At 73.5% G+C, this 19,839-nt stretch carries 15 protein-coding genes; 12 read left to right on the top strand and 3 right to left on the bottom strand.

Annotation, left to right across the window (positions count from 1 at the left end; genetic code table 11):
• The first annotated feature begins 129 nt into the window (after positions 1-129).
• Genes Mco01_RS10930 through Mco01_RS10920 form a run of 3 tightly spaced genes read left to right on the top strand, consistent with a single transcriptional unit; the run spans position 130 to position 5,886 of the window.
• Positions 130-1,431, top strand: a complete 1,302-nt coding sequence (locus Mco01_RS10930; RefSeq protein WP_204056761.1) for an endonuclease domain-containing protein — start codon at positions 130-132, stop codon at positions 1,429-1,431.
• Positions 1,424-2,149 (top strand): hypothetical protein, encoded by a 726-nt coding sequence (locus Mco01_RS10925; protein WP_204056760.1) that lies wholly within the window; start codon positions 1,424-1,426, stop codon positions 2,147-2,149. Before Mco01_RS10930 ends, Mco01_RS10925 begins: the two co-directional genes overlap by 8 nt.
• Complete coding sequence (locus tag Mco01_RS10920; RefSeq protein WP_239103506.1) at positions 2,146-5,886, top strand: ATP-binding protein; 3,741 nt, start codon at positions 2,146-2,148, stop codon at positions 5,884-5,886. The genes Mco01_RS10925 and Mco01_RS10920 overlap by 4 nt, the downstream gene beginning before the upstream one ends.
• A 304-nt stretch (positions 5,887-6,190) precedes the next feature.
• On the opposite strand, the gene Mco01_RS10915 is transcribed toward Mco01_RS10920, so the two are convergent.
• Positions 6,191-6,736, bottom strand: a complete 546-nt coding sequence (locus tag Mco01_RS10915; protein ID WP_204056759.1) for a hypothetical protein — start codon at positions 6,734-6,736, stop codon at positions 6,191-6,193.
• Between the two features lie 13 nt (positions 6,737-6,749).
• Positions 6,750-7,517, bottom strand: coding sequence for a bestrophin-like domain (locus Mco01_RS10910; RefSeq protein WP_204056758.1), 768 nt, complete (start codon positions 7,515-7,517; stop codon positions 6,750-6,752).
• A 217-nt stretch (positions 7,518-7,734) separates the two neighbouring features.
• Here Mco01_RS10910 and Mco01_RS10905 point away from each other — a divergent pair, with 217 nt between their 5' ends.
• The 5 genes from Mco01_RS10905 to Mco01_RS10885 all read left to right on the top strand — a co-directional run bounded on the left by Mco01_RS10905 (position 7,735) and on the right by Mco01_RS10885 (position 11,972).
• On the top strand, positions 7,735-8,397 hold the full coding sequence (locus tag Mco01_RS10905) for an NAD(P)H-binding protein (RefSeq protein WP_204056757.1): 663 nt from the start codon (positions 7,735-7,737) through the stop codon (positions 8,395-8,397).
• A gap of 276 nt (positions 8,398-8,673) precedes the next feature.
• Entirely contained in the window at positions 8,674-9,021 is a 348-nt protein-coding gene (locus Mco01_RS10900; protein ID WP_204056756.1) for an SPW repeat protein, read from the top strand.
• Between the two features lie 207 nt (positions 9,022-9,228).
• Entirely contained in the window at positions 9,229-9,576 is a 348-nt protein-coding gene (locus Mco01_RS10895) for a bifunctional 3-phenylpropionate/cinnamic acid dioxygenase ferredoxin subunit (protein ID WP_036331726.1), read from the top strand.
• Entirely contained in the window at positions 9,573-10,739 is a 1,167-nt protein-coding gene (locus tag Mco01_RS10890; RefSeq protein ID WP_204056755.1) for an NAD(P)/FAD-dependent oxidoreductase, read from the top strand. The genes Mco01_RS10895 and Mco01_RS10890 overlap by 4 nt, the downstream gene beginning before the upstream one ends.
• A 99-nt stretch (positions 10,740-10,838) precedes the next feature.
• A complete protein-coding gene (locus Mco01_RS10885) occupies positions 10,839-11,972 on the top strand; it encodes an aromatic ring-hydroxylating oxygenase subunit alpha (protein WP_372444816.1) in 1,134 nt (377 codons plus the stop codon).
• On the opposite strand, the gene Mco01_RS10880 is transcribed toward Mco01_RS10885, so the two are convergent.
• Positions 11,960-12,748 carry an IclR family transcriptional regulator gene (locus Mco01_RS10880; protein ID WP_204056753.1) on the bottom strand — a complete coding sequence of 263 codons (789 nt, stop codon included), beginning with the start codon at positions 12,746-12,748 and terminating at the stop codon, positions 11,960-11,962. The two genes, Mco01_RS10885 and Mco01_RS10880, sit on opposite strands and share 13 nt — an antisense overlap.
• Before the next feature lie 100 nt (positions 12,749-12,848).
• On the opposite strand from Mco01_RS10880, the gene betA reads away from it, so the two are divergent.
• The 4 genes from betA to glyA all read left to right on the top strand — a co-directional run bounded on the left by betA (position 12,849) and on the right by glyA (position 19,838).
• Complete coding sequence (betA, locus tag Mco01_RS10875; RefSeq protein ID WP_204056752.1) at positions 12,849-14,492, top strand: choline dehydrogenase; 1,644 nt, start codon at positions 12,849-12,851, stop codon at positions 14,490-14,492.
• Positions 14,493-14,497: 5 nt separating this feature from the next.
• Positions 14,498-15,946 carry an aldehyde dehydrogenase family protein gene (locus tag Mco01_RS10870; RefSeq protein ID WP_239103510.1) on the top strand — a complete coding sequence of 483 codons (1,449 nt, stop codon included), beginning with the start codon at positions 14,498-14,500 and terminating at the stop codon, positions 15,944-15,946.
• Between the two features lie 169 nt (positions 15,947-16,115).
• Positions 16,116-18,533 (top strand): GcvT family protein, encoded by a 2,418-nt coding sequence (locus tag Mco01_RS10865; protein WP_204056750.1) that lies wholly within the window; start codon positions 16,116-16,118, stop codon positions 18,531-18,533.
• Between the two features lie 24 nt (positions 18,534-18,557).
• Positions 18,558-19,838 carry a serine hydroxymethyltransferase gene (gene glyA / locus Mco01_RS10860; protein WP_036331716.1) on the top strand — a complete coding sequence of 427 codons (1,281 nt, stop codon included), beginning with the start codon at positions 18,558-18,560 and terminating at the stop codon, positions 19,836-19,838.
• The last annotated feature ends 1 nt before the right edge of the window (position 19,839 follow it).

The following is a 19,839-nucleotide window of genomic DNA, read 5'->3' as shown; positions in this document are numbered from 1 at the left end:
CCGGCCCATCGACGGGTCGATCACCGCTTCATGGGGACATGCGGGGATTTGCGGAGAAGCGGCTGCGGAGAGCCTCGCGGAGGGATAACCTCGGCCCGGTTCTGATGATCTCGAAGCAGAGGATCCGCCGTGACGGGAGCGTGGGCGCGGCTGCCGACGGGCCGGGTGGTGCGCGTGGAGACGGCCCCGCCGCTCGATCCGCTCCCGGATGACGCGCCCGCCGTCCTCACGTATGCCCCTCCCCCGGCGTCGTCCGTCGGCGCGCTGGTGGCGGCCGTGCTGTCCGACCTTGACCGGGCCGCCGGGGACCTGTTCCCCGCCTGGCTGCCGGGCGCCGAGGGTGTGGGGGACGCCGGCGGGGCCGACGCGGCCGCCGTACGGGCCCTCGCCCTCTCCGCGGCCTCCTCGTCGCGTCACTTCGGTCCCTTCCTCGCCGACCTTGCCGAACGCTCCCTCCGCGCCACGTCCGCCCCGGACGTCGGTACCGCACGTGGCGGTGTGGGCGGCCGCTCGGTCGCCGGACTCGAGGACGCCGACACCGGACACGGCGGCGCCGGTTTCAGGGCCGCGCTCGCCGAACGCGGCGGTGCGAATGCCGGAGGTGGCGGCGGGGGTGCCGGTGCCCGTCGCTTCGCGCCCGAGGTGCGGGCGGCGGGGCTGGCCCGCGTGATCGCGGCCGGCTTCCGTCGCGACAGCGCCGCGCTGCTCGTGCTCGTCCCGCCGGGGCTCTCCCCAACCGGCGAGGAGGTGCTGGTCGCGGCGTCGGAGTGGCTCGCCCACCACGGCGGTTTCGGCGTCTGGCTCGCGGGCGCGCCGCTCCTCGCCGTCGACCGGGTCCCCACAGCCGCCGTACGGCTTCCCGCCGCGCCGCCGGAAGGCGTTCCTCCCTACCAGGCCGGCGGAAACGGCGCGGTGCCGGACGGCGCCGGCGCGGGCGCGCACTCCGGCAGCCGATCTCCTCGCGGCCGTGCCGTGTCACCCGGCGGCGGTGTATCCGATGGCTCTCCGCTGGAGGTGGGCGGCGAGGCGGCGGCCTCGCGGCTGGGCTACCCGGCCGTCATCGGCTTCCCCCATCCGGCGAGCCGGGCCGAGAAGTCCCTGGAGGCGGCGCTGGCCGCGCTCCCCTGGGCGGCCGGGCGCGCCTGGAACCAGCTCCATCGGGCGTCCCCGATCCTCCCCGCCGTACGGGTCGACCTGATGTGGCGGGCCGAGCGCTGCGCGGTCGAGATCGACGGCCCCGAGCACCGCAGGCCGCCCGTGTTCGAGGCCGACCGGCGGCGTGACGTGCGCCTCCAACTGGACGGCTACGCCGTCCTGCGCTTCACCAACGACCAGATCATGACCGAGATGGACATCGTGCTCCGCCAACTCGAGCGGTTCCTTCACCAGCGCCGCTCTGGAACGTTCGAAGGATCGACACCCCATGCCTGACAAGCCCCTCTCCTCACCCCAGACCGCGGCCCTCCTCGTCCTGATGGTCGAGGCGAAGGAGATCTCGAACCCGGAGCTCGCCGAGCGCTACGGCCTGACGCTCACCGGCAAGGACCGGACCCGCCTGAACGACCTCAAGCTGGTCGAGAGCTGGAAGCAGGGCCGGTCGTACTCCCATCTGCTGACCGACGCCGGCTGGGCACGGGTGGCCGAGGAGTTCGCGAACGGGATCAACGCGCCCACGGGGTCGGCGGGCGCGGCGTTGCGCGCGCTCGCCGCCGGCCTGCACCGCCACCTCCGGCGTACGGACACCAGCCTGGCCGAGATCTTCGCGCCCGACAACGACCTTCCGGAGGACGAGGCGGCCGTCGCTGCGCAGTCCGAGCTGAAGGCGGAGAGCACGCAGGACGCCGACAGCACGCCGGACGCGGAGAGCCGGCCGGAGGTCGAGAGCGCGCCCGATGTCGAGGCGCTGATCCGGGAGGCGTACCGGCGGCTCGCGGACGGGCCGAACGCCTGGGTGGGCCTGGCGAGGATCCGGCCGCTGCTCGGCGGCGCGACCCGGGAGGACGTCGACGCCGTGCTGCGCCGGATGATCGGCCTGCCGGACGTGCACATCGTCCCCTTCGACAACCAGAAGGCGCTGACGCCGGACGACCGGGACGCCGCCGTCGTCATCGGGGACCAGGCCAAGCACCTCCTCATGATCGGCGCATGATGGCCACCGGCGAGTTCGGCGCTCTGGCGGCGCTGCGGTTCAACTACGCCCAGGTGGCCGACGACGTCTGGCGCCCGTCGCCGTTCCACGTCGAGTCCCTGCACCAGCACACGGTCCAGGTGATCCTGAACGGCCTGATCGAGGCCGAGGAGAGCGAGGGCGCCAGCCCGATCGGCGTCGCGGTGCAGGGCCAGCGGGGCACCGGTAAGACGCACCTGCTCGGCTGGGTGCGGCAGAAGGCCCACGAGGAGGACGGCTACTTCTTCCTCATCAGCCTGCTCGATGCGCGCGGCTTCTGGGACAGCGTGCTGCTGTCGATGCTCGACAGCCTGTCCCGCCCGATGCCGGGATCGCAGAGCCAGCTCGGGGAGCTCCTGTGGCGCCTGTCCGTGCTCGCGGAGGCGCCGGCGGAGGTCCGCGCGTCCGTGACCGGAGAGGCGCCGCTGACGCGCGATCGGCTCGACGGGTTCATCCACGCGCTGCGCCGCTACGACGGGAAGGCCGGCCGCGACGTCCAGGACACCGCGCGGGCGCTGGTCCTGCGGGGCTGCGACGACCTGGCCGCGCAGGACGTCGGGGACGCGTACCTCTGGTCCGCGCCGGAGGGCAGGCAGGGCGAGCGGGCGGCCTGGGGATTCCGGACGCTCGGCACCTCGCCGCAGGAGATCGTCGGGAACCTGTCCCGGCTGCTCGCGCTGACCGGGCCGTCCGTGATCGCGGTCGACCAGATCGACGTCCTGCTCGCGCAGTCCTCGATCGCCACCGCCGGGACGACCGACGCGTCGTGGCGCGAGGCGTTGATCGTCGAGCAGGTCGCCGGCGGCCTCATGCACCTGCGTGAGATCACCCGCCGTACGCTCACCGTCGTCTCGTGCCTGCCGACCACCTGGATCCTCATCAAGAACCAGGCCACCTCCACCGTGCGGGACCGGTTCCGCGAGACGACACCCCTCAAGGGAATCCCCGACACCGCGACCGGCCTGGCCCTCGTGGAGAAGCGGTTCTCCGCGCAGTACGGGGCCGCCGGGTTCACGCCCCCGTACCCGACCTGGCCGGTGAAGGAGTCGGCCTTCGCCGAGGCCGCTCAGTACACGCCCCGTCAGCTGCTGATCCGCATCGACGAACACGTCCGGTCGTGTCTGTTGAACGGCGCCGTCACCGAGCTGGAGAGCCTGACCGGGCACCCTGTCGTGGGTCCCGACCCGATCATCGAGCCGGACGCGCTCGTGGCGCTCGACGCCCGGTTCGCCGAGCTGAGGAAGACGGCCCGGGTCGCGGAGGCCCTCGACCCGGCGACGGAGGACGCGGCGATGCCGGCGCTGCTGTCGGCCGGGCTGTCGGCGTGGATCATGGAGCTGGGCGAGGCGGGCCGGGCGTTCTCCCAGGACCCGGCGCCCAGCAGGAAGCCGCCGCTGCACGCCCGTCTGCGCCGCACCCTCGACGAGAGCCGGGAGGACGAGGCGCACTGGAGCTTCCGGGCGATCGCGGCGCCGAATCACATCGCCGCGCTCAACCGGCTGCGCGAGGCGTGCCTCGCTTCCGGCCTCAGCGCCGGGACCCCCAAGCGGCGGCTGTTCGTGCTCCGCAACCTGGGCTGGGCCAAGGGCCCGCGCACACAGGAGGCGCTGGCCGTGTTCGAGCAGTCGGGCGGCAGGGTCGTGGCCGTCGAGGAGGAGGATCTGCGGATCTTCGCCGCGCTGCGGCACATTCTGGCGGACAACCCGCCGGACCTGCAGGCCTGGCTCTCGGCCCGGCGGCCGACGAGCGAGGTGAAGCTGTTCGGCGAGGCGCTCGGCGACGCCTGGGCGGCCCCGGCCGGCGCGCCCCCGCGCGTAGCCGCGCCGCCCCCGTCGGCCAGGCGGACGCGCACCGCCCCGGCCGCCGCCCAGCCGGCCGGTTCGACGGCGAACGCCACCAGGACGCGCGGCGTGCCGGGCCTGGAGACCGCCGCCTCACCCCTCCAGACCGTTCCGGCCCCCGCCCCGGCGACCGGCCAGGAAGCCCCGCCGGCGACCGCATCGGAGACGTCCGTCTCCGCCCCGCTGCGCGAGGAGCCGCTCCAGGCGTCCCCACTCGTGGCGCCGCTGCCGGACCTACTGTCGAGGCAGTCAGCGCCGGTGCGGGACGAGTCGATCCCGGCGTCCCCGCAGGTGGCGCCGTTGCAGGAGGGGACGCGTCTACCGTCCAGCCAGGCAGCGCCGGTGCAGGACGAGCCACGCCCGACATCCGCGCGGGCAGCGGCGTCGCCGGGCGCCACGACGGCACCCGGTATCCCGTCGCCCACGGCCGCGACGGCGACGGGAGCGGGCACCCGGTCGCTCGCCGCCCGCACGACGACCGGACCGGCCACCGGGTCGCCCGCGTCAGGGACGGCGACGGCGCCGGCCGCGCAGCCGCCGGCGGCCGTTGGGGCGGCAGCCGCGGCAGCCGAGACCGGGCATGAAGCAGGGCAGGACGCGGGGCATGAGACCGGCCGTGACGCGGGGCACGGGGCCGGGCAGGAGGCGCCGTTCGTGACGATCGGCGCGACCATCGCCGACGGCGAGCTGGTGCGGATCCGGCTGGAGGCCCTCCGCAGGCACACCGCGATCTTCGCCGGATCGGGCTCCGGGAAGACCGTGCTGATCCGCCGCCTCATCGAGGAGTGCGCGCTCCAGGGCGTGTCCACCATCGCGCTCGACCCCAACAACGACCTGGCCCGGCTGGGCGAGGCCTGGCCGGAGCCGCCCGACCGGTGGGGCCCCGGCGACGCGGCCAGGGCGGACGACTACCTCGCCGGCACCGACGTGGTGGTCTGGACGCCGGGGAGGGAGAGCGGCCGGCCGTTGAGCTTCCAGCCGCTGCCCGACTTCGCGAGTGTCCTGGACGACCCGGACGAGTTCACCGAGGCCGTGGACGCCGCGGTCACCGCTCTCGTGCCGCGGGCCAAGCTGGAGGGCCGGACGTCCAAGGCCCATCTTGGTCAGGCCGTGCTCCGCGAGGCCGTGGAGCACTACGGACGGCGTGGCATGACGGGCCTCACCAGGCTGATCGCCCTGCTGGACGACCTGCCCGACGGCGTGAGCACGATCGAGGGCGCATCCAAGATCGCATCGGACATCGCGCAGAACCTGCAGGCGGCCGTGGTCATGGATCCGCTGTTCGCGGGCCGGGGCACGCCGGTGGACCCCGGCGTCCTGCTGACGCCTCCGGAAGGCAGGCGCGCGCGGGTGTCGGTGATCAACCTCGCCGGGCTGCCGTCGGACGCCCAGCGGCAGAGCTTCGTCAACCAGCTGCAGCTCGCGCTGTTCGCCTGGATCAAGCGCCACCCCGCCGGCGAACGGCCGCTCGGCGGCCTGTTCGTGATGGACGAGGCGCAGACGTTCGCGCCGTCGGGGGCCATGACAGCCTGCACCCGCAGCACGCTCGCCCTCGCGGCGCAGGCGCGCAAGTACGGCCTCGGGTTGGTGTTCGCGACGCAGGCACCGAAGGGGCTGCACAACGGGATCCCCGGCAACGCGTCGACCCAGTTCTTCGGGCTGCTGAACGCACCGGTCCACATCACGGCGGCCCGGGAGATGGCCAAGGCGAAGGGCAGCGACGTCGCGGACGTCGCCCGGCTGCGGTCCGGCCAGTTCTACGCGGCCGTCGAGGGCGCGCGGTTCCGCAAGCTCCAGGCGCCGTTGTGCCTGAGCCACCACCCGAGGAGTCCGCTCACCACCGAGGAGGTCCTGGCCCGGGCGACCGGCGCCGTCTGAGCGCGAGCCGGAACCAGGGCCCCGCGGCCCACGACCGGACGACTGCCGCCGTGCGGCCCGCACCGCGCCCGGGGCCACAGCCGCAGCGCGACCCGCCCCACAACCGGGACGACAGCCGCCGTGCGACCCGCCCCACGAGCAGGGCGACAGCCGCGACGCACCTGCACCACGACCGGGACCACGTCGCCGGCGCGACCGGCACTGCGGCCAGGCCACACCGGCGCCCGGCCGGGATGCGAGCCACCAGCGCATCCGGCCGGGCGCCGGCCCCATCGCGAGCCCACAGAGGGAACGAGCCGTGGGATCAGCGAAGGGTGCCGAAGGCGACGGCGGCTCCAGCGGCGATGATCACGGAGAGGATCACCACCACGGCCACCGTGCCGAGGAGTGGGCGGGGCCGCGGCCGCATGCGCGTCTCGGCGTGCATGACGGGCTCACGGACCGCCGGTGTGAGGGACGGGCTCGGCCGGGGCGACGGCGAGGGGGTCGGGGCCGGACGGGGTCGTGCCAGGGGAACGTGCCGCGGAGGCGGCGCAGGCGCGACGTCTCTCGCCCGATGGGCCGGCGGCGCGCGGCGCTCCGGCGGCGGGGCGCCAGGCGGGCGGGCGGGAGCCGGCGCCTCCCGCCGGCACGGGACCTTGCCGAGCCCGAGCCCGGCGCGGAGATCCACGAGCACGTGGACCTCGGCGCACACCGCCACCCCGAGGCCGGGACCGGGATCGTCCCGCCCGACCGCGGCCTCGACCAGCACCGCGTCCGTGCCGTTCCCGGGCGGCCGCCCTACCGCCCCAGCGTCCGGCGCCGTGGCCGCGGTGGCCGCGAGTGCGAGGCCGGCGAGGGTTCCCGCCATCGCGCGTCTCATGTCACCGGCCCTCCGGGATGCGCTGGAACTCGTCCAGGGCGTTCACGAACGCGTCGGGCCGTACGGCGAGACCTCCGCTGAACGGGTGGGCGATGTCGAAGGCGAGGTAGACGCCGATCGCGAGCAGGCCGGCCATCAGCGTCATCGGGAGGAGCGCGGCGCCGCGCGGCCGGGCGCCCGCGATGAACGGGTAGAGCACGACCACCACACCGGTCACGATCGTCAGCAGTAGGACGCCGGGCGGCGGGGACGTCCGCGCGTCGGCGGCCCGCTGGCGGCGCGCCGAGAACAGGTCGGCCATCCGGTCGAGCACGGCGCTCCTGGCCTCGCGCGCGTCGTCGCCCGCCGGTTGGAGGGCGGCGACCCGGGTCCGCATCGACTCCAGCCGGGTCGTGCCCTCGGTGCTCAACGCGCCCCCGGCCATGGCCGGCCACTCCTTGCCGATCACGTACCGGGTGTAGTCGCGCAGCTCGTCCTGCACCTGGGCGCCGTCGGGCGACGGGAGGCCGCCGGCCGCCCAGTAGGTCTCCACGAGGGCCTGGCTCTCGGCGTAGGTGTTCTGCCGGGCGGAGTCGGCCGTGGCCCACGGAACCACGACGGCGATGGCGAACACCAGCAGGAACAGCGAGGACAGCATGGAGCCCGCGTGGCCCGCCGACATCCCCCGCGGATCTCGGTCGTCGGTGCCGTGGTCGAACATGCGGAACAGGAAGGCGGCCAGGGCCACCAGGCCGACCGCGGCGACGACTGCGAGTACCAAGACCAGCATGACCATCCTCGGATACGCGCGGGCACGAACCCTTACCGATCACTGACGGTTACATGACTATCACAAGAAGTAACCGGAGGGCATCCCTGTTTCGCGACTCGCTCTCGGCGGTTTCGCGCGCGCCCGGTGCGGAACGGACGAAGTGGGTACGCCGCCGTATCCGGCCCGGAATCGTCGCCGAGCCGCCTCGGCGACCGACAACGGGGAGGAACGACCGATGCGCGTGGTGATCGCGGGTGGGCACGGGAAGATCGCGCTCCGGCTGGAACGGATCCTGGCGGAGCGCGGCGACGCGCCGGTCGGCCTGATCCGCGATCCCGCTCAGGCGGACGACGTGCGGGGGGCCGGCGCTGAGCCCGTGCTGTGCGACCTGGAGACGGCCGGGGTCGAGGAGGTCGCCCGCGTCCTCCTGGGCGCGGGCGCGGCGGTCTTCGCGGCCGGCGCCGGGGCCGGCAGCGGCGTGGCCCGCAAGTACACCGTCGACCAGGGAGGGTCGGTGCTCCTGGCGAACGCCGCCGAGCGGGCGGGCGTCGCGCGCTTCATCCAGATCTCCACGATGGGCGCGGGGTCGCCGCCGCCTCCCGGCTCGGACGAGGTCTGGGCGGCCTACGTCGCGGCGAAGACGGCCGCCGAGGACGACCTGCGCTCGCGTCCGCTCAACTGGACCATCCTGCGGCCGGGCCGGCTGACGGACGAGCCGGGCTCGGGCCTGGTGACGCTGGCCGACCCGCCGCTTCCGCGCGGGGCGGTCCCGCGGGACGACGTCGCCTCGGTGATCGCCGCCCTGCTCGACACCCCCGACACCCGGCACCGGGTGCTCGAACTGATCGGCGGCGGCGTTCCGATCGACGAGGCCGTGCGTCTCGTGCTCTTCCGCTGACACAGGCGCCCGCCCACACCCCGACGCACGCCCACACCCCGACGCCCGCCCACACCCCGGCACCCGCCCATCCGGCGACGGCCGCGTCCCCGCGCCCGTCCACACCTCGGCGACGGCCGCGTCCCCGTCCGCACCCTCGGCGCCGAGGGTCCCGGCGCCCGGGCGGTCGTGTCACGGCCAGTTAGCTAACACTGACTGTCCGGAGTGTTGACCGGGCGGTCAATCAGGCAGACCGTCGGGATCAAACAGGTCATCTCTCCCACATCGGAGGCCCGGATGGATCTCACGAGATCGTTGTCCGACGTCGTCGCCCTCATCGCCGGCCTGGTGTCGGTGCTGGCCCCGTTCTTCTGGGCGAGCGACGTCAACGCGGCCAACCAGCCGCTGCTCCTCCTCGGCGCCCTGCTCGTGGTCTCCGCGCTCTGGGCGATCCTCGGCGCCGGCGGGGCGAGTTCCTGGGTGACCGCCGCCTTCGGCGCGCTGCTGTTCGTCTCGCCGTGGGCCTTCGGCTTCGACGGCCACGCCTCCGCGGCCTGGACGGCCTGGATCGCCGGCGCCGTCACCGTCGTGGTCGGCCTGCTGACCACCCTCCAGGTCCGCGGCCGCACGCCCGTCAACGCCTGATCCCTCCTCCGGTCACGCGGCCGGACCGGCACCCGCGCCCCGGGGTGCCCGGTCCGGCCGCTTTCGCATGTCCGCGGGCCTCACTGGGAAATAGCGGGACTAGCACGATTAGCCCGATTTGTCGCCTCTTGACTTTGGATGGCCCGCACCGCAATCTGTTGCGCATAGCGCTTCTTGTTCCGCTTTACACAACTTGGGGACTGCTGCATGATCCCTGCGTGCCCCCTCGCGGCCCTTCCCCGGGGCGAGGCCATCCGTCTCGACGCCGACCCGCCGATCGCCGTGTTCCACACCGAGGACGGCGAGCTGTACGCCATCGACGACACGTGCACCCACCAGGACGCCTCGCTGGCCGACGGATGGCTGGAGGGGTGCGAGGTGGAGTGCCCGCTGCACGCGTCGCGGTTCGACCTGCGCACCGGGCAGGTGGACGCGCCGCCCGCCAAGGCGCCCGTCCGCACCCATCGCGTCGTCGTGGAGGACGGCACGGTCTACGTCGAGCCGTCCGACCTGCCGCCCAACCTGCCGCCGGGCGTCCGCTCGAGGTCGGCGTGAGGTCGGTCGCGGTCGTCGGCGCGTCCCTGGCCGGGCTGTCCGCGGCCCGCGCCCTGCGTGCCCAGGGCTTCGACGGGCGGATCACGATGATCGGCTCCGAGCCCCACCGGCCGTACGACCGGCCGCCGCTGTCGAAGGAGTTCCTCGCCGGGCACCTCGCCGAGGCCGACCTGGTGCTGGAGGCGGACGGGGAGGACCTCGCCGCGGAGTGGCGGCTCGGGGCCGCGGCCACAGGCCTGGAGCGGCGGAGCGACGGCTTCGCGGTCCCTCTCGCCGACGGGACGTCCGTCGAGGCCGACGGCGTGGTGATCGCGACCGGCGCCGTGGCCCGGGAGCTTCCGTGGCGCCTCGGCGGGGTCCACACGCTGCGCACGGTCGACGACGCCCGCGCGCTGCGCGCCGACCTCGCCGGGGCGCGGCGGCTCGTCGTGATCGGCGCCGGGTTCATCGGCGCCGAGGTCGCCGCGACCGCCCGGACGCTCGGCCTGGACGTCGTCATCGTCGAGGTCGCCCCCGCGCCGTTCGCCCGGGCCCTCGGCCCGCGAATGGGCGCGGTCCTCGCCGGGTTGCACGAGGACCACGGCGTGCGGGTCGTCTGCGGCGTCGCGGTACGGGCCCTGACCGGCGACGGCAGGGTCGACGGCGTGCTGCTGGAGGACGGGCGGCGGCTGCCGGCCGACGTGGTGCTGGCGGGCATCGGCGCCCGTCCCGCCGTCGAGTGGCTGGAGGGCGCGGGGGTCGAGGTGGGCGACGGAGTGCTGTGCGACGCTGGAGGAGGCACCAGCGTGCCCGGCGTCGTCGCGGCCGGCGACTGCGCCTCCTGGTTCGATCCCGGCCTGGGCCGCCACCACCGGGTCGAGCACTGGACCGGCGCGGCGCAGCGGCCCGCCACGGCGGTGTCCACACTCCTGTCCGGCGGGACAGCGGCGCCCGACCAGGCCGCCCCGCCGTACCTCTGGTCGGACCAGTACGGCCGGCGCGTGCAGTTCGCGGGCCACGCCGGGCCCGAGGACGAGGTGACGGTCGAGGAGGGCGATCCGGACGCCCGCAGCTTCCTGGCGGTCTACCGCAGGGACGGCCGGACGACCGCCGTCCTCGGGGTGGACCAGGTGCGCCAGTTCACCCGGTGGCGCCGCCGGATCGAGCCTGTCGGCGCGCGATGAGCGACTCGGGGATCTCGCCGAGGGATAAGGAGTGGAAGTGAACCAGCAGACGGCCACCCCGTCATGGCGGACGACGCGGACCGGGGAAGGCGGCGCGGCGTGACCACGAGCAGCCTTCCTCCGAGCGTCATCGCCACCCTGCCCGGCACCTACTACACGGACGAGAACGTCTTCGGCCTGGAGCAGGCGAGGATCTTCGAGTCCATGTGGTTCTGCGCCGTCCGGGCCGCCGACCTGACGAAGCCGGGGGCGTTCCGCACCGTGCAGATCGGCCGTGAGAGCGTGATCGTCAGCCGGTCGAAGGACGGCTCGATCCGCGCGTTCCTCAACGTGTGCCGGCACCGGGGCGCCCGGATCTGCACCGAGGAGTCCGGTGAGGTGCGCCGCGCATTCCAGTGCCCGTACCACGCCTGGACCTACGACCTGGACGGCAAGCTCATCGCCGCGCCCAACCTGAGCAGGATGCCGGACATCGACCGCGTCGAGTTCGGCCTGGTGAAGGTGCACGTGCGGGAGTGGCTCGGGTACGTGTGGGTGTGCCTGGCCGACGAGCCGCGGCCGTTCGAGGAGGAGGTGCAGGCGCAGGTCGCCGGGCGCCTGGGCGACCTCGACGCGGTCCACAACTACGGCATCGAGAACCTCGCGCTGGGCCGCCGGATCGTCTACGACGTCAAGGCGAACTGGAAGCTCATCGTCGAGAACTTCATGGAGTGCTACCACTGCGCGACGATCCACCCCGAGCTCACCGAGGTGCTGCCGGAGTTCGCCGACGGCCTCGCCACCCAGCTGTACGTCGGGCACGGGGCGGAGTTCGGCGAGGGCGTCGAGGGCTTCACCGTGGACGGCTCGGCCGGCGTCGACCGCATCCCCGGCGTGAGCGAGACCCAGGACCGGCGCTACTACGGCCTGACGGTCAAGCCGACCATGTTCCTCAACCTGGTGCCCGACCACGTGATCCTGCACCGGATGTTCCCGCTCGCGGTGGACCGCACGATCGTCGAGTGCGACTGGCTGTTCCGCGCCGACGTGGTGGAGGACGGCCGGGACATCGAGCCCTCCGTGGAGCTGTTCCACCGGGTCAACGTCCAGGACTTCGACGCCTGCGAGCGCTGCCAGCCGGCGATGGGGTCGCGCGCGTACGCGCGGGGCGGCGTGCTGGTGCCGACCGAGCACCACATCGGCGCCTTCCACGAGTGGGTGCTCGACCGGCTCGGCACCGGTCAGCCGACGTAGCCCAGGCGGTGGCTGATGTCGTCGGCGCCCGCGACGAGCGAAGGAGCGAGCTCGTGCATCCGCTTCTCGCTGAACCGGTAGGCCGGGCCGGACGCGCTGACGGCGGCCACCACGTCCCCCTCGTACGACCGGATCGGGGCGGCGATGGCGTTCAGCCCGATCTCGTACTCCTCCACGGTGACCGCGTACCCCCTCCGGCGTGCCTCGTCGAGCTGCTGACGGAGCACGTCGGGGGAGGTCACCGTGTTCGGGGTGTAGCTCTCCAGGCCGGCGGCCGTGATGAGCTGCGCCCGCCGGCGCTCATCGAGGTGGGCGAGCAGGACCTTGCCGCTGGAGGTGGCGTGCAGGGGCGTGAGCTGGCCCACCCAGTTGTGGGCCGTCACCGCGGACGGGCCGCGCACCTGGTCGAGGTTGACGGCGTAGTGGGAGCGGGCGACGGCGAGGTTGACGGTCTCGCCGATCTCCTCGGCCAGCCGGCGGCAGACCGGGCGGGCCTGCTGGGTGAGGTCGAGCCGCGCGGCGACGCCGCCGGCCAGGCGGATGATCCCGAAGCTGAGGCGGTACTTGCCTCGGTCCTCGGCCTGCTCGACCAGGCCCCGCGACTCCAGGGCGCCGAGCAGCCGGAACGCCGTCGACTTGTGCACCCCGATCTCCAGGGCGATCTCGCTCACCCCGGCCTCCCCCCGCTGGGACAGGATCTCCAGGATGCTGACGGCCCGGTCGACGGACTGGACGCCGCCACTCTCGGAGCGCGCGGACGCGGATTCGTCGGCCATAGCGGGACTGTAGCGCGCGGACGCGGCCTCCACGGCCGGCGCGCGTTGCGAATGGTGCACTCTATTGCGCATATCAATATCATCCTGCCCGGAGGCAGACATGTACGACTTTGTCATAGTCGGCGGTGGTTCAGCTGGGAGCGCCTTGGCGAACCGGCTGTCGGCCGATCCCTCGACCCGGGTGCTCGTGCTGGAGGCCGGACGGCCCGACTACATCTGGGACGTCTTCATCCACATGCCGGCGGCGCTGACCTTCCCCATCGGCAGCCGCTTCTATGACTGGAAGTACGAGTCAGAGCCCGAGCCGCACATGAACGGCCGCCGGATCTACCACGCCCGGGGCAAGGTGCTTGGCGGGTCCAGCAGCATCAACGGCATGATCTTCCAGCGCGGCAACCCGATGGACTACGAGCGCTGGGGCGCCGACCCGGGCATGGAGACGTGGGACTTCGCCCACTGCCTGCCGTACTTCAAGCGGATGGAGAACTGCCTGGCCGCCGCGCCGGACGACCCGATGCGCGGGCACGACGGGCCGCTGGCGCTGGAGCGCGGGCCGGCGACCAACCCGCTGTTCCGGGCGTTCTTCGAGGCCGTGCAGCAGGCCGGGTACCCGCTGACCGACGACGTGAACGGCTACCGGCAGGAGGGGTTCGCCCCGTTCGACCGCAACATCCGGCGCGGCCGCCGCCTGTCGGCCGCCCGGGCCTACCTGCACCCGGTGATGAACCGCCCCAACCTTGAGGTGAAGACCCGGGCCTTCGTCACCAAGATCCTTTTCGAGGGCACCCGGGCCGTGGGCGTCGAGTACAACGGGACGACGGTCCGGGCCGGCGAGGTCATCCTGTGCGGCGGCGCGATCAACTCGCCCCAGCTCCTCCAGGTGTCCGGCGTCGGCAACGCCGCCGAGCTCAAGCGCCTCGGCGTCGGCGTCGTCCACGACCTCCCCGGCGTCGGGGAGAACCTCCAGGACCACCTGGAGGTCTACATCCAGTACGCCTGCAAGCAGCCGGTCTCCCTCCAGCCCGCGATGAAGTGGCGCAACCGGCCCTGGGTCGGCGCGCAGTGGCTGTTCCTGCGCAAGGGCCCGGGCGCCACCAACCACTTCGAGGCCGGCGGCTTCGTCCGCGGCAACGACGACGTCGACTACCCCAACCTGATGTTCCACTTCCTGCCGGTCGCCGTCCGGTACGACGGCAGCTCACCCGCGGGCGGGCACGGCTACCAGGTGCACATCGGCCCGATGTACTCCGACGCCCGGGGCTCGGTGAAGATCAAGAGCGCGGACCCCCGGGTGAAGCCGGCGCTGCGCTTCAACTACCTGTCCACCGAGCAGGACCGGCGGGAGTGGGTGGAGGCGGTGCGGGTGGCCCGCGCCATCCTCAACCAGCCCGCCATGGACGCGTTCAACGCGGGCGAGCTGTCGCCCGGCCCCGGCGTGGAGACCGACGAGCAGATCCTCGACTGGGTGGCCAGGGACGGCGAGACCGCGCTCCACCCGTCCTGCACGGCCCGGATGGGCGTCGACGAGATGTCCGTGGTCGACCCGCTCACGATGCGGGTGCACGGCCTGGAGGGCCTGCGGGTCGTGGACGCCTCCGTCATGCCGTACGTCACGAACGGCAACATCTACGCCCCGGTGATGATGGTCGCGGAGAAGGCGGCCGACCTGATCCTGGGCGACACTCCCCTGCCGCCCGAGCACGCGGAGTTCTACCGGCACCGTGAGACCCAGGAGCGGGCGTGAAGGATCTGTACATCGGCGGCCGGTGGCGCGAGGCGTCCGGCGGCGGCACCCGGGAGATCCGCTGCCCGGCCGACGGCACGCTCGCGGCGACCGTCTCCGAGGCCACCCGAGCCGACACCGAGAGCGCCATCGCCGCGGCCCGCGAGGCGTTCGACGAGGGCCCGTGGCCGCGCACGCCGGAGGTCGAGCGCGGCCGGCTGCTCCTGCGGGTGGCGGACCTGCTGGAGCGGGACCGCAAGGAGATCGCCACGGCCGAGTCCACGGACACCGGCAAGCGGCTGGTCGAGAGCGAGTACGACGTGGACGACGTCGTGCGCTGCTTCCGCTACTTCGGCGGCGTCGCGGGCACGGACGCCGGCCGCGTGGTCGACACCGGCCGCCCCGACGCCGTCAGCCGGATCGTCTACGAGCCGGTCGGCGTGTGCGGGCTGATCACACCCTGGAACTACCCCCTCCTCCAGACGTCGTGGAAGGTGGCCCCGGCCCTGGCGGCCGGGAACACGTTCGTGCTCAAGCCGAGCGAGCTGACGCCGTCCACCGCGATCCTGCTGATGCGCCTGCTGGAGGAGGCCGGGCTGCCGCCGGGCGCGGGCAACCTCGTGCTGGGGGCGGGCGCGGAGGCCGGCGCGCCGCTGGCCGAGCACCCGGACGTGGACATGGTCTCCTTCACCGGGGGTCTGGCCACCGGACGGACGATCATGGCCGCGGCGGCGGGCACCGTGAAGAAGGTCGCGCTGGAGCTCGGCGGCAAGAACCCGAACATCGTCTTCGCCGACGCGGACGTCGACACCGCCGTCGACTTCGCGCTCACCGCCGTCTTCCTCCACTCCGGGCAGGTCTGCTCGGCCGGGGCGCGGCTGCTGGTCGAGGACTCGCTGCACGACGCGTTCGTGGACGAGGTCGTACGGCGGGCCGGGCGGATCAGGCTCGGCGGGCCGTTCGACCCCGACGCCGAGACCGGGCCGCTGATCTCCGCCGCCCACCTCGCCAAGGTCGAGGCGTACGTCGAGGCCGGGATCGCCGAGGGCGCCGTCCTGCGGTGCGGCGGCCGGCGGCTGGACGGCCCGGGTCACTTCTACCCGCCGACCGTCCTGGACGAGTGCCACCGCGGCATGCGGGTGGTCCGGGAGGAGTCGTTCGGGCCGGTGCTGACCGTCGAGCGGTTCCGGGACGAGGACGAGGCGGTCCGGCTCGGCAACGACACCGACTACGGCCTCGCCGGGGCCGTGTGGACCCGGGACGCCGGGAAGGCCCAGCGGGTGGCCGCCCGGCTGCGGCACGGCACCGTCTGGATCAACGACTACCACCCGTATGTGCCGCAGGCGGAGTGGGGCGGGTTCAAGCAGTCCGGCGTCGGGCGCGAGCTGGGGCCGACCGGGCTGAACGAGTACCGCGAGATCAAGCACGTCTGGCAGAACATCGACCCGCGTCCCCAGAACTGGTTCCGTCCCTGAGATGCCACCTGAGACGCCCGCCCGCCGCGGGCGTCTCAGGCATGCCTCCCAACAGGCACGATGCGCCCCCGGTGAGGCCGGAACCGGTTATTGACAGTGCCGTGGCAAACGGGGGACATTGTTGCGGGACGCGCATGTCGTTTCGGAATGCGCAACGACGGAGGTGTGTATGGCAGGGCCACGCGTCGTCATCATCGGAGCCGGGGTCGTCGGGGCAGCCCTCGCGGAGGAGCTGTCCGCCAAGGGATGGGACCAGATCACGGTCGTGGACCAGGGCCCGGTGCCGGCGACGGGAGGCTCTTCGTCCCACGCCCCCGGGCTGGTGTTCCAGACGAACTCCTCCAAGACGATGACCGAGATGGCCCGCTACACCGTCGAGAAGCTGAGCGCGCTCGGCTGCTTCCTGCAGGTGGGCGGCCTGGAGGTGGCCACCACGCCGGAGCGGCTCACCGAGCTGCGGCGCCGCCACGGATGGGCGACGGCCTGGGGCCTGGAGGCCCACCTGCTCACGCCCGGCGAGTGCGTCGAGCGGCACTCGCTGCTGGACGTCGGGCGCGTGCTCGGCGGGCTCTTCGTCCCCACCGACGGCCTGGCCAAGGCCGTGCGCGCCGTCGACGTCCAGCTCACCCGGGCCCGGGAGCGGGGCGTGCGGGTGCTCGACCGCCACGAGGTGCTCGACATCCGCGTGGTGGACGGCCGGGTCGCCTCCGTGTTCACCTCGGGCGGGGAGATCCCGGCCGACGTGGTGGTGTGCTGCGCGGGGATCTGGGGCCCCCGGGTCGCGCGCATGGTGGGGATGACCCTCCCCCTGACGCCGCTCGCCCACCAGCTCGCCTGGACGGGACCCGTCCCCGGGCTGCACGGGCAGGCCGAGGAGGCGGTCCGGCCGATCCTGCGCCACCAGGACAGCGACCTCTACTACCGGGAGCGGTTCGACCGGCTCGGCATCGGCTACTACGGCCACCGGCCGATGCCGATCACCGCCGACGAGATCCTCTCCGTGGACGCCGCCGAGGTCATGCCGTCGGTCACGCCGTTCACCGAGGACGACTTCGCCCCGGCCTGGGCCGAGACCCGGTCGCTGCTGCCCGGCACCGGCGAGACGAAGATCGAGGAGGGCATCAACGGGCTCTTCTCGTTCACGACGGACAACATGCCGCTGCTCGGCGAGTCGCCCGAGGTCAAGGGCTTCTGGGTGGCCGAGGCCGTGTGGGTGACCCATTCGGCGGGCGTCGGGCGGGCGATGGCCGAGTGGCTGGCCGACGGCCACTGCTCGTCGTTCGACCTGCACGAGTGCGACGTCAACCGGTTCGAGCCGCATCAGCTCGCCCCCGACTACGTGCTGGCCCGCGACTGCCAGAACTACGTCGAGGTCTACGACATCATCCACCCGCTGGAGCCCCCGGCGAACCTGCGGCCGCTGCGCACCAGCCCCTTCCACACCCGGCAGCGCGTGCTGGGCGCGTACTTCCTGGAGGCCTCCGGCTGGGAGCGCCCCCAGTGGTACGAGGCCAACGCCGCCCTGCTCGACGGCCGCGACATCCCCCACCCGGGCGACTGGGCGTCCCGGCACTGGTCCCCGATCGTCGGCGCCGAGGCCCAGGCCTCCCGCGAGACGGTCGCCCTGTACGACATGACCGCGCTGAAGCGGATCGAGGTGGCCGGCCCGGGCGCCACCGCCTTCCTCCAGCGCCTGTCGACGGGCGACGTGGACAAGTCGGTCGGCTCGGTGACGTACTGCCTGCTCCTCGACGAGGACGGCGGCATCCGCAGCGACATCACGGTCGCCCGCCTCGGCCGCGACCTGTACCAGGTCGGCGCCAACGGCAACCTCGACCTCGACTGGTTCCACCGGCACGCCACCGGCGACGTGGTGATCCGCGACATCACTGCCGGCACCTGCTGCGTCGGCGTCTGGGGGCCCCGGGCCCGCGACGTGGTGGAGCCGCTGGCCGGCCCCGACTTCGGCAAGGACGGCTTCCGCTACTTCCGGGCCAAGCGGGGGTACGTCGGCCCGGTGCCGGTGACCGCGCTGCGCCTGTCCTACATCGGCGAGCTGGGCTGGGAGCTCTACACCACCGCCGACATGGGCGCCAAGCTCTGGGACGTCCTGTGGGAGGCCGGGCTGCCGCACGGGATCGTCGCGGGCGGCCGGGGGGCGTTCAACAGCCTCCGGCTGGAGAAGGGCTACCGGTCCTTCGGCACCGACATGACGTACGAGCACGACCCGTACGAGGCGGGCCTCGGGTTCGCCGTGAAGCCGGACAAGGGCGACTTCATCGGCCGCACCGCCCTGCTCGCCCGGCGCGAGTCGGTGCGCCGCCGGCTCACCTGCCTCACGATCGACGGCCCCGAGGCGGTCGTGATGGGCAAGGAGCCGGTGTACGACGGCGACTCCTGCGTGGGCTACGTCACCAGCGCCGCCTACGGCTACACCGTCGGCAAGGGCGTCGCCTACGCCTGGCTCCCGGTCGAGCTGTCCGCTCCCGGCCAGGTCGTCCACATCGGCTACTTCGACCGGCGCGTCCCCGCCGTCGTAGCGCAGGAGCCGCTCTTCGACCCGGCAATGGAACGTCTCCGCGGCTGACGCGGCGTCTTTGGAGGATTCACCGTGAACCCACCCGAATCGCTGGCCGACGCGCCGCTCGACGAGGTCGACCCCGAGGTCGCCGCGGCCATCGGCGACGAACTGCGCCGCCAGCAGTCCACCCTCGAGATGATCGCCAGCGAGAACTTCGCCCCCGTGTCGGTCATGCGGGCGCAGGGCTCGGTCCTGACGAACAAGTACGCCGAGGGGTACCCGGGCCGGCGCTACTATGGCGGCTGCGAGCACGTCGACGTGGTCGAGCAGCTGGCGATCGACCGCGTGCGGGCGCTGTTCGGCGCGGAGGCGGCCAACGTGCAGCCGCACTCCGGGGCCCAGGCCAACGCCGCCGCGATGGCCGCGCTGCTGGAGCCGGGCGACACGATCCTGGGTCTCGACCTGGCCCACGGCGGCCACCTGACCCACGGGATGCGCATCAACTTCTCCGGCAGGCTCTACCGCGTGGTGGCCTACCACGTGCGCGAGAGCGACAGCCTGGTGGACATGGACGAGGTGGAGCGGCTGGCCCGCGAGCACCGGCCCAAGCTGATCATCGCGGGCTGGTCGGCCTACCCCCGCCACCTCGACTTCGCGGCCTTCCGGCGCGTCGCCGACGAGGTCGGGGCGTACCTGATGGTGGACATGGCGCACTTCGCCGGGCTCGTCGCGGCCGGGCTGCACCCCTCGCCCGTGCCGCACGCGCACGTGGTCACGACGACCACGCACAAGACGCTCGGCGGCCCGCGCGGCGGCGTCGTGCTGTCCACCGGGGAGCTGGCCAAGAAGATCAACTCGGCCGTGTTCCCCGGGCAGCAGGGCGGCCCGCTGGAGCACGTCATCGCCGCCAAGGCCGTGGCGTTCAAGATCGCCGCGGGTGAGTGGTTCCGCGACCGCCAGCGCCGCACGCTGGAGGGGGCCCGGATCCTCGCCGAGCGGCTGCTGCGCCCCGACACGGCGGCGGCCGGCGTGCGCGTCCTGTCCGGCGGCACCGACGTCCACCTCGTGCTGGTCGACCTGCGGGAGTCGGAGCTCGACGGCCGCCAGGCGGAGGACCGGCTGCACGCCGCCGGGATCACCGTCAACCGCAACGCCGTGCCGTTCGACCCCCGGCCGCCGATGGTCACCTCGGGCCTGCGGATCGGCACCCCCGCGCTCGCCACCCGCGGGTTCGAGGCCGCCGACTTCGCCGAGGTGTCGGACGTCATCGCGGCGACGCTGCGCGGCGACGGGTCCGAGGCGGAGATCGCCCACCTGCGCGGACGGGTCGAGGCGCTCGCCGCCAAGCACCCGCTCTACCCCGGAGTCTGAC

It is taken from the genome of Microbispora corallina, assembly GCF_016863035.1.
In the GTDB taxonomy this organism is placed as follows: Bacteria; Actinomycetota; Actinomycetes; order Streptosporangiales; family Streptosporangiaceae; genus Microbispora; species Microbispora corallina.
Note: the sequence above shows the minus strand (reverse complement) of the source record. Positions and strands in the feature narration are given on the sequence as shown.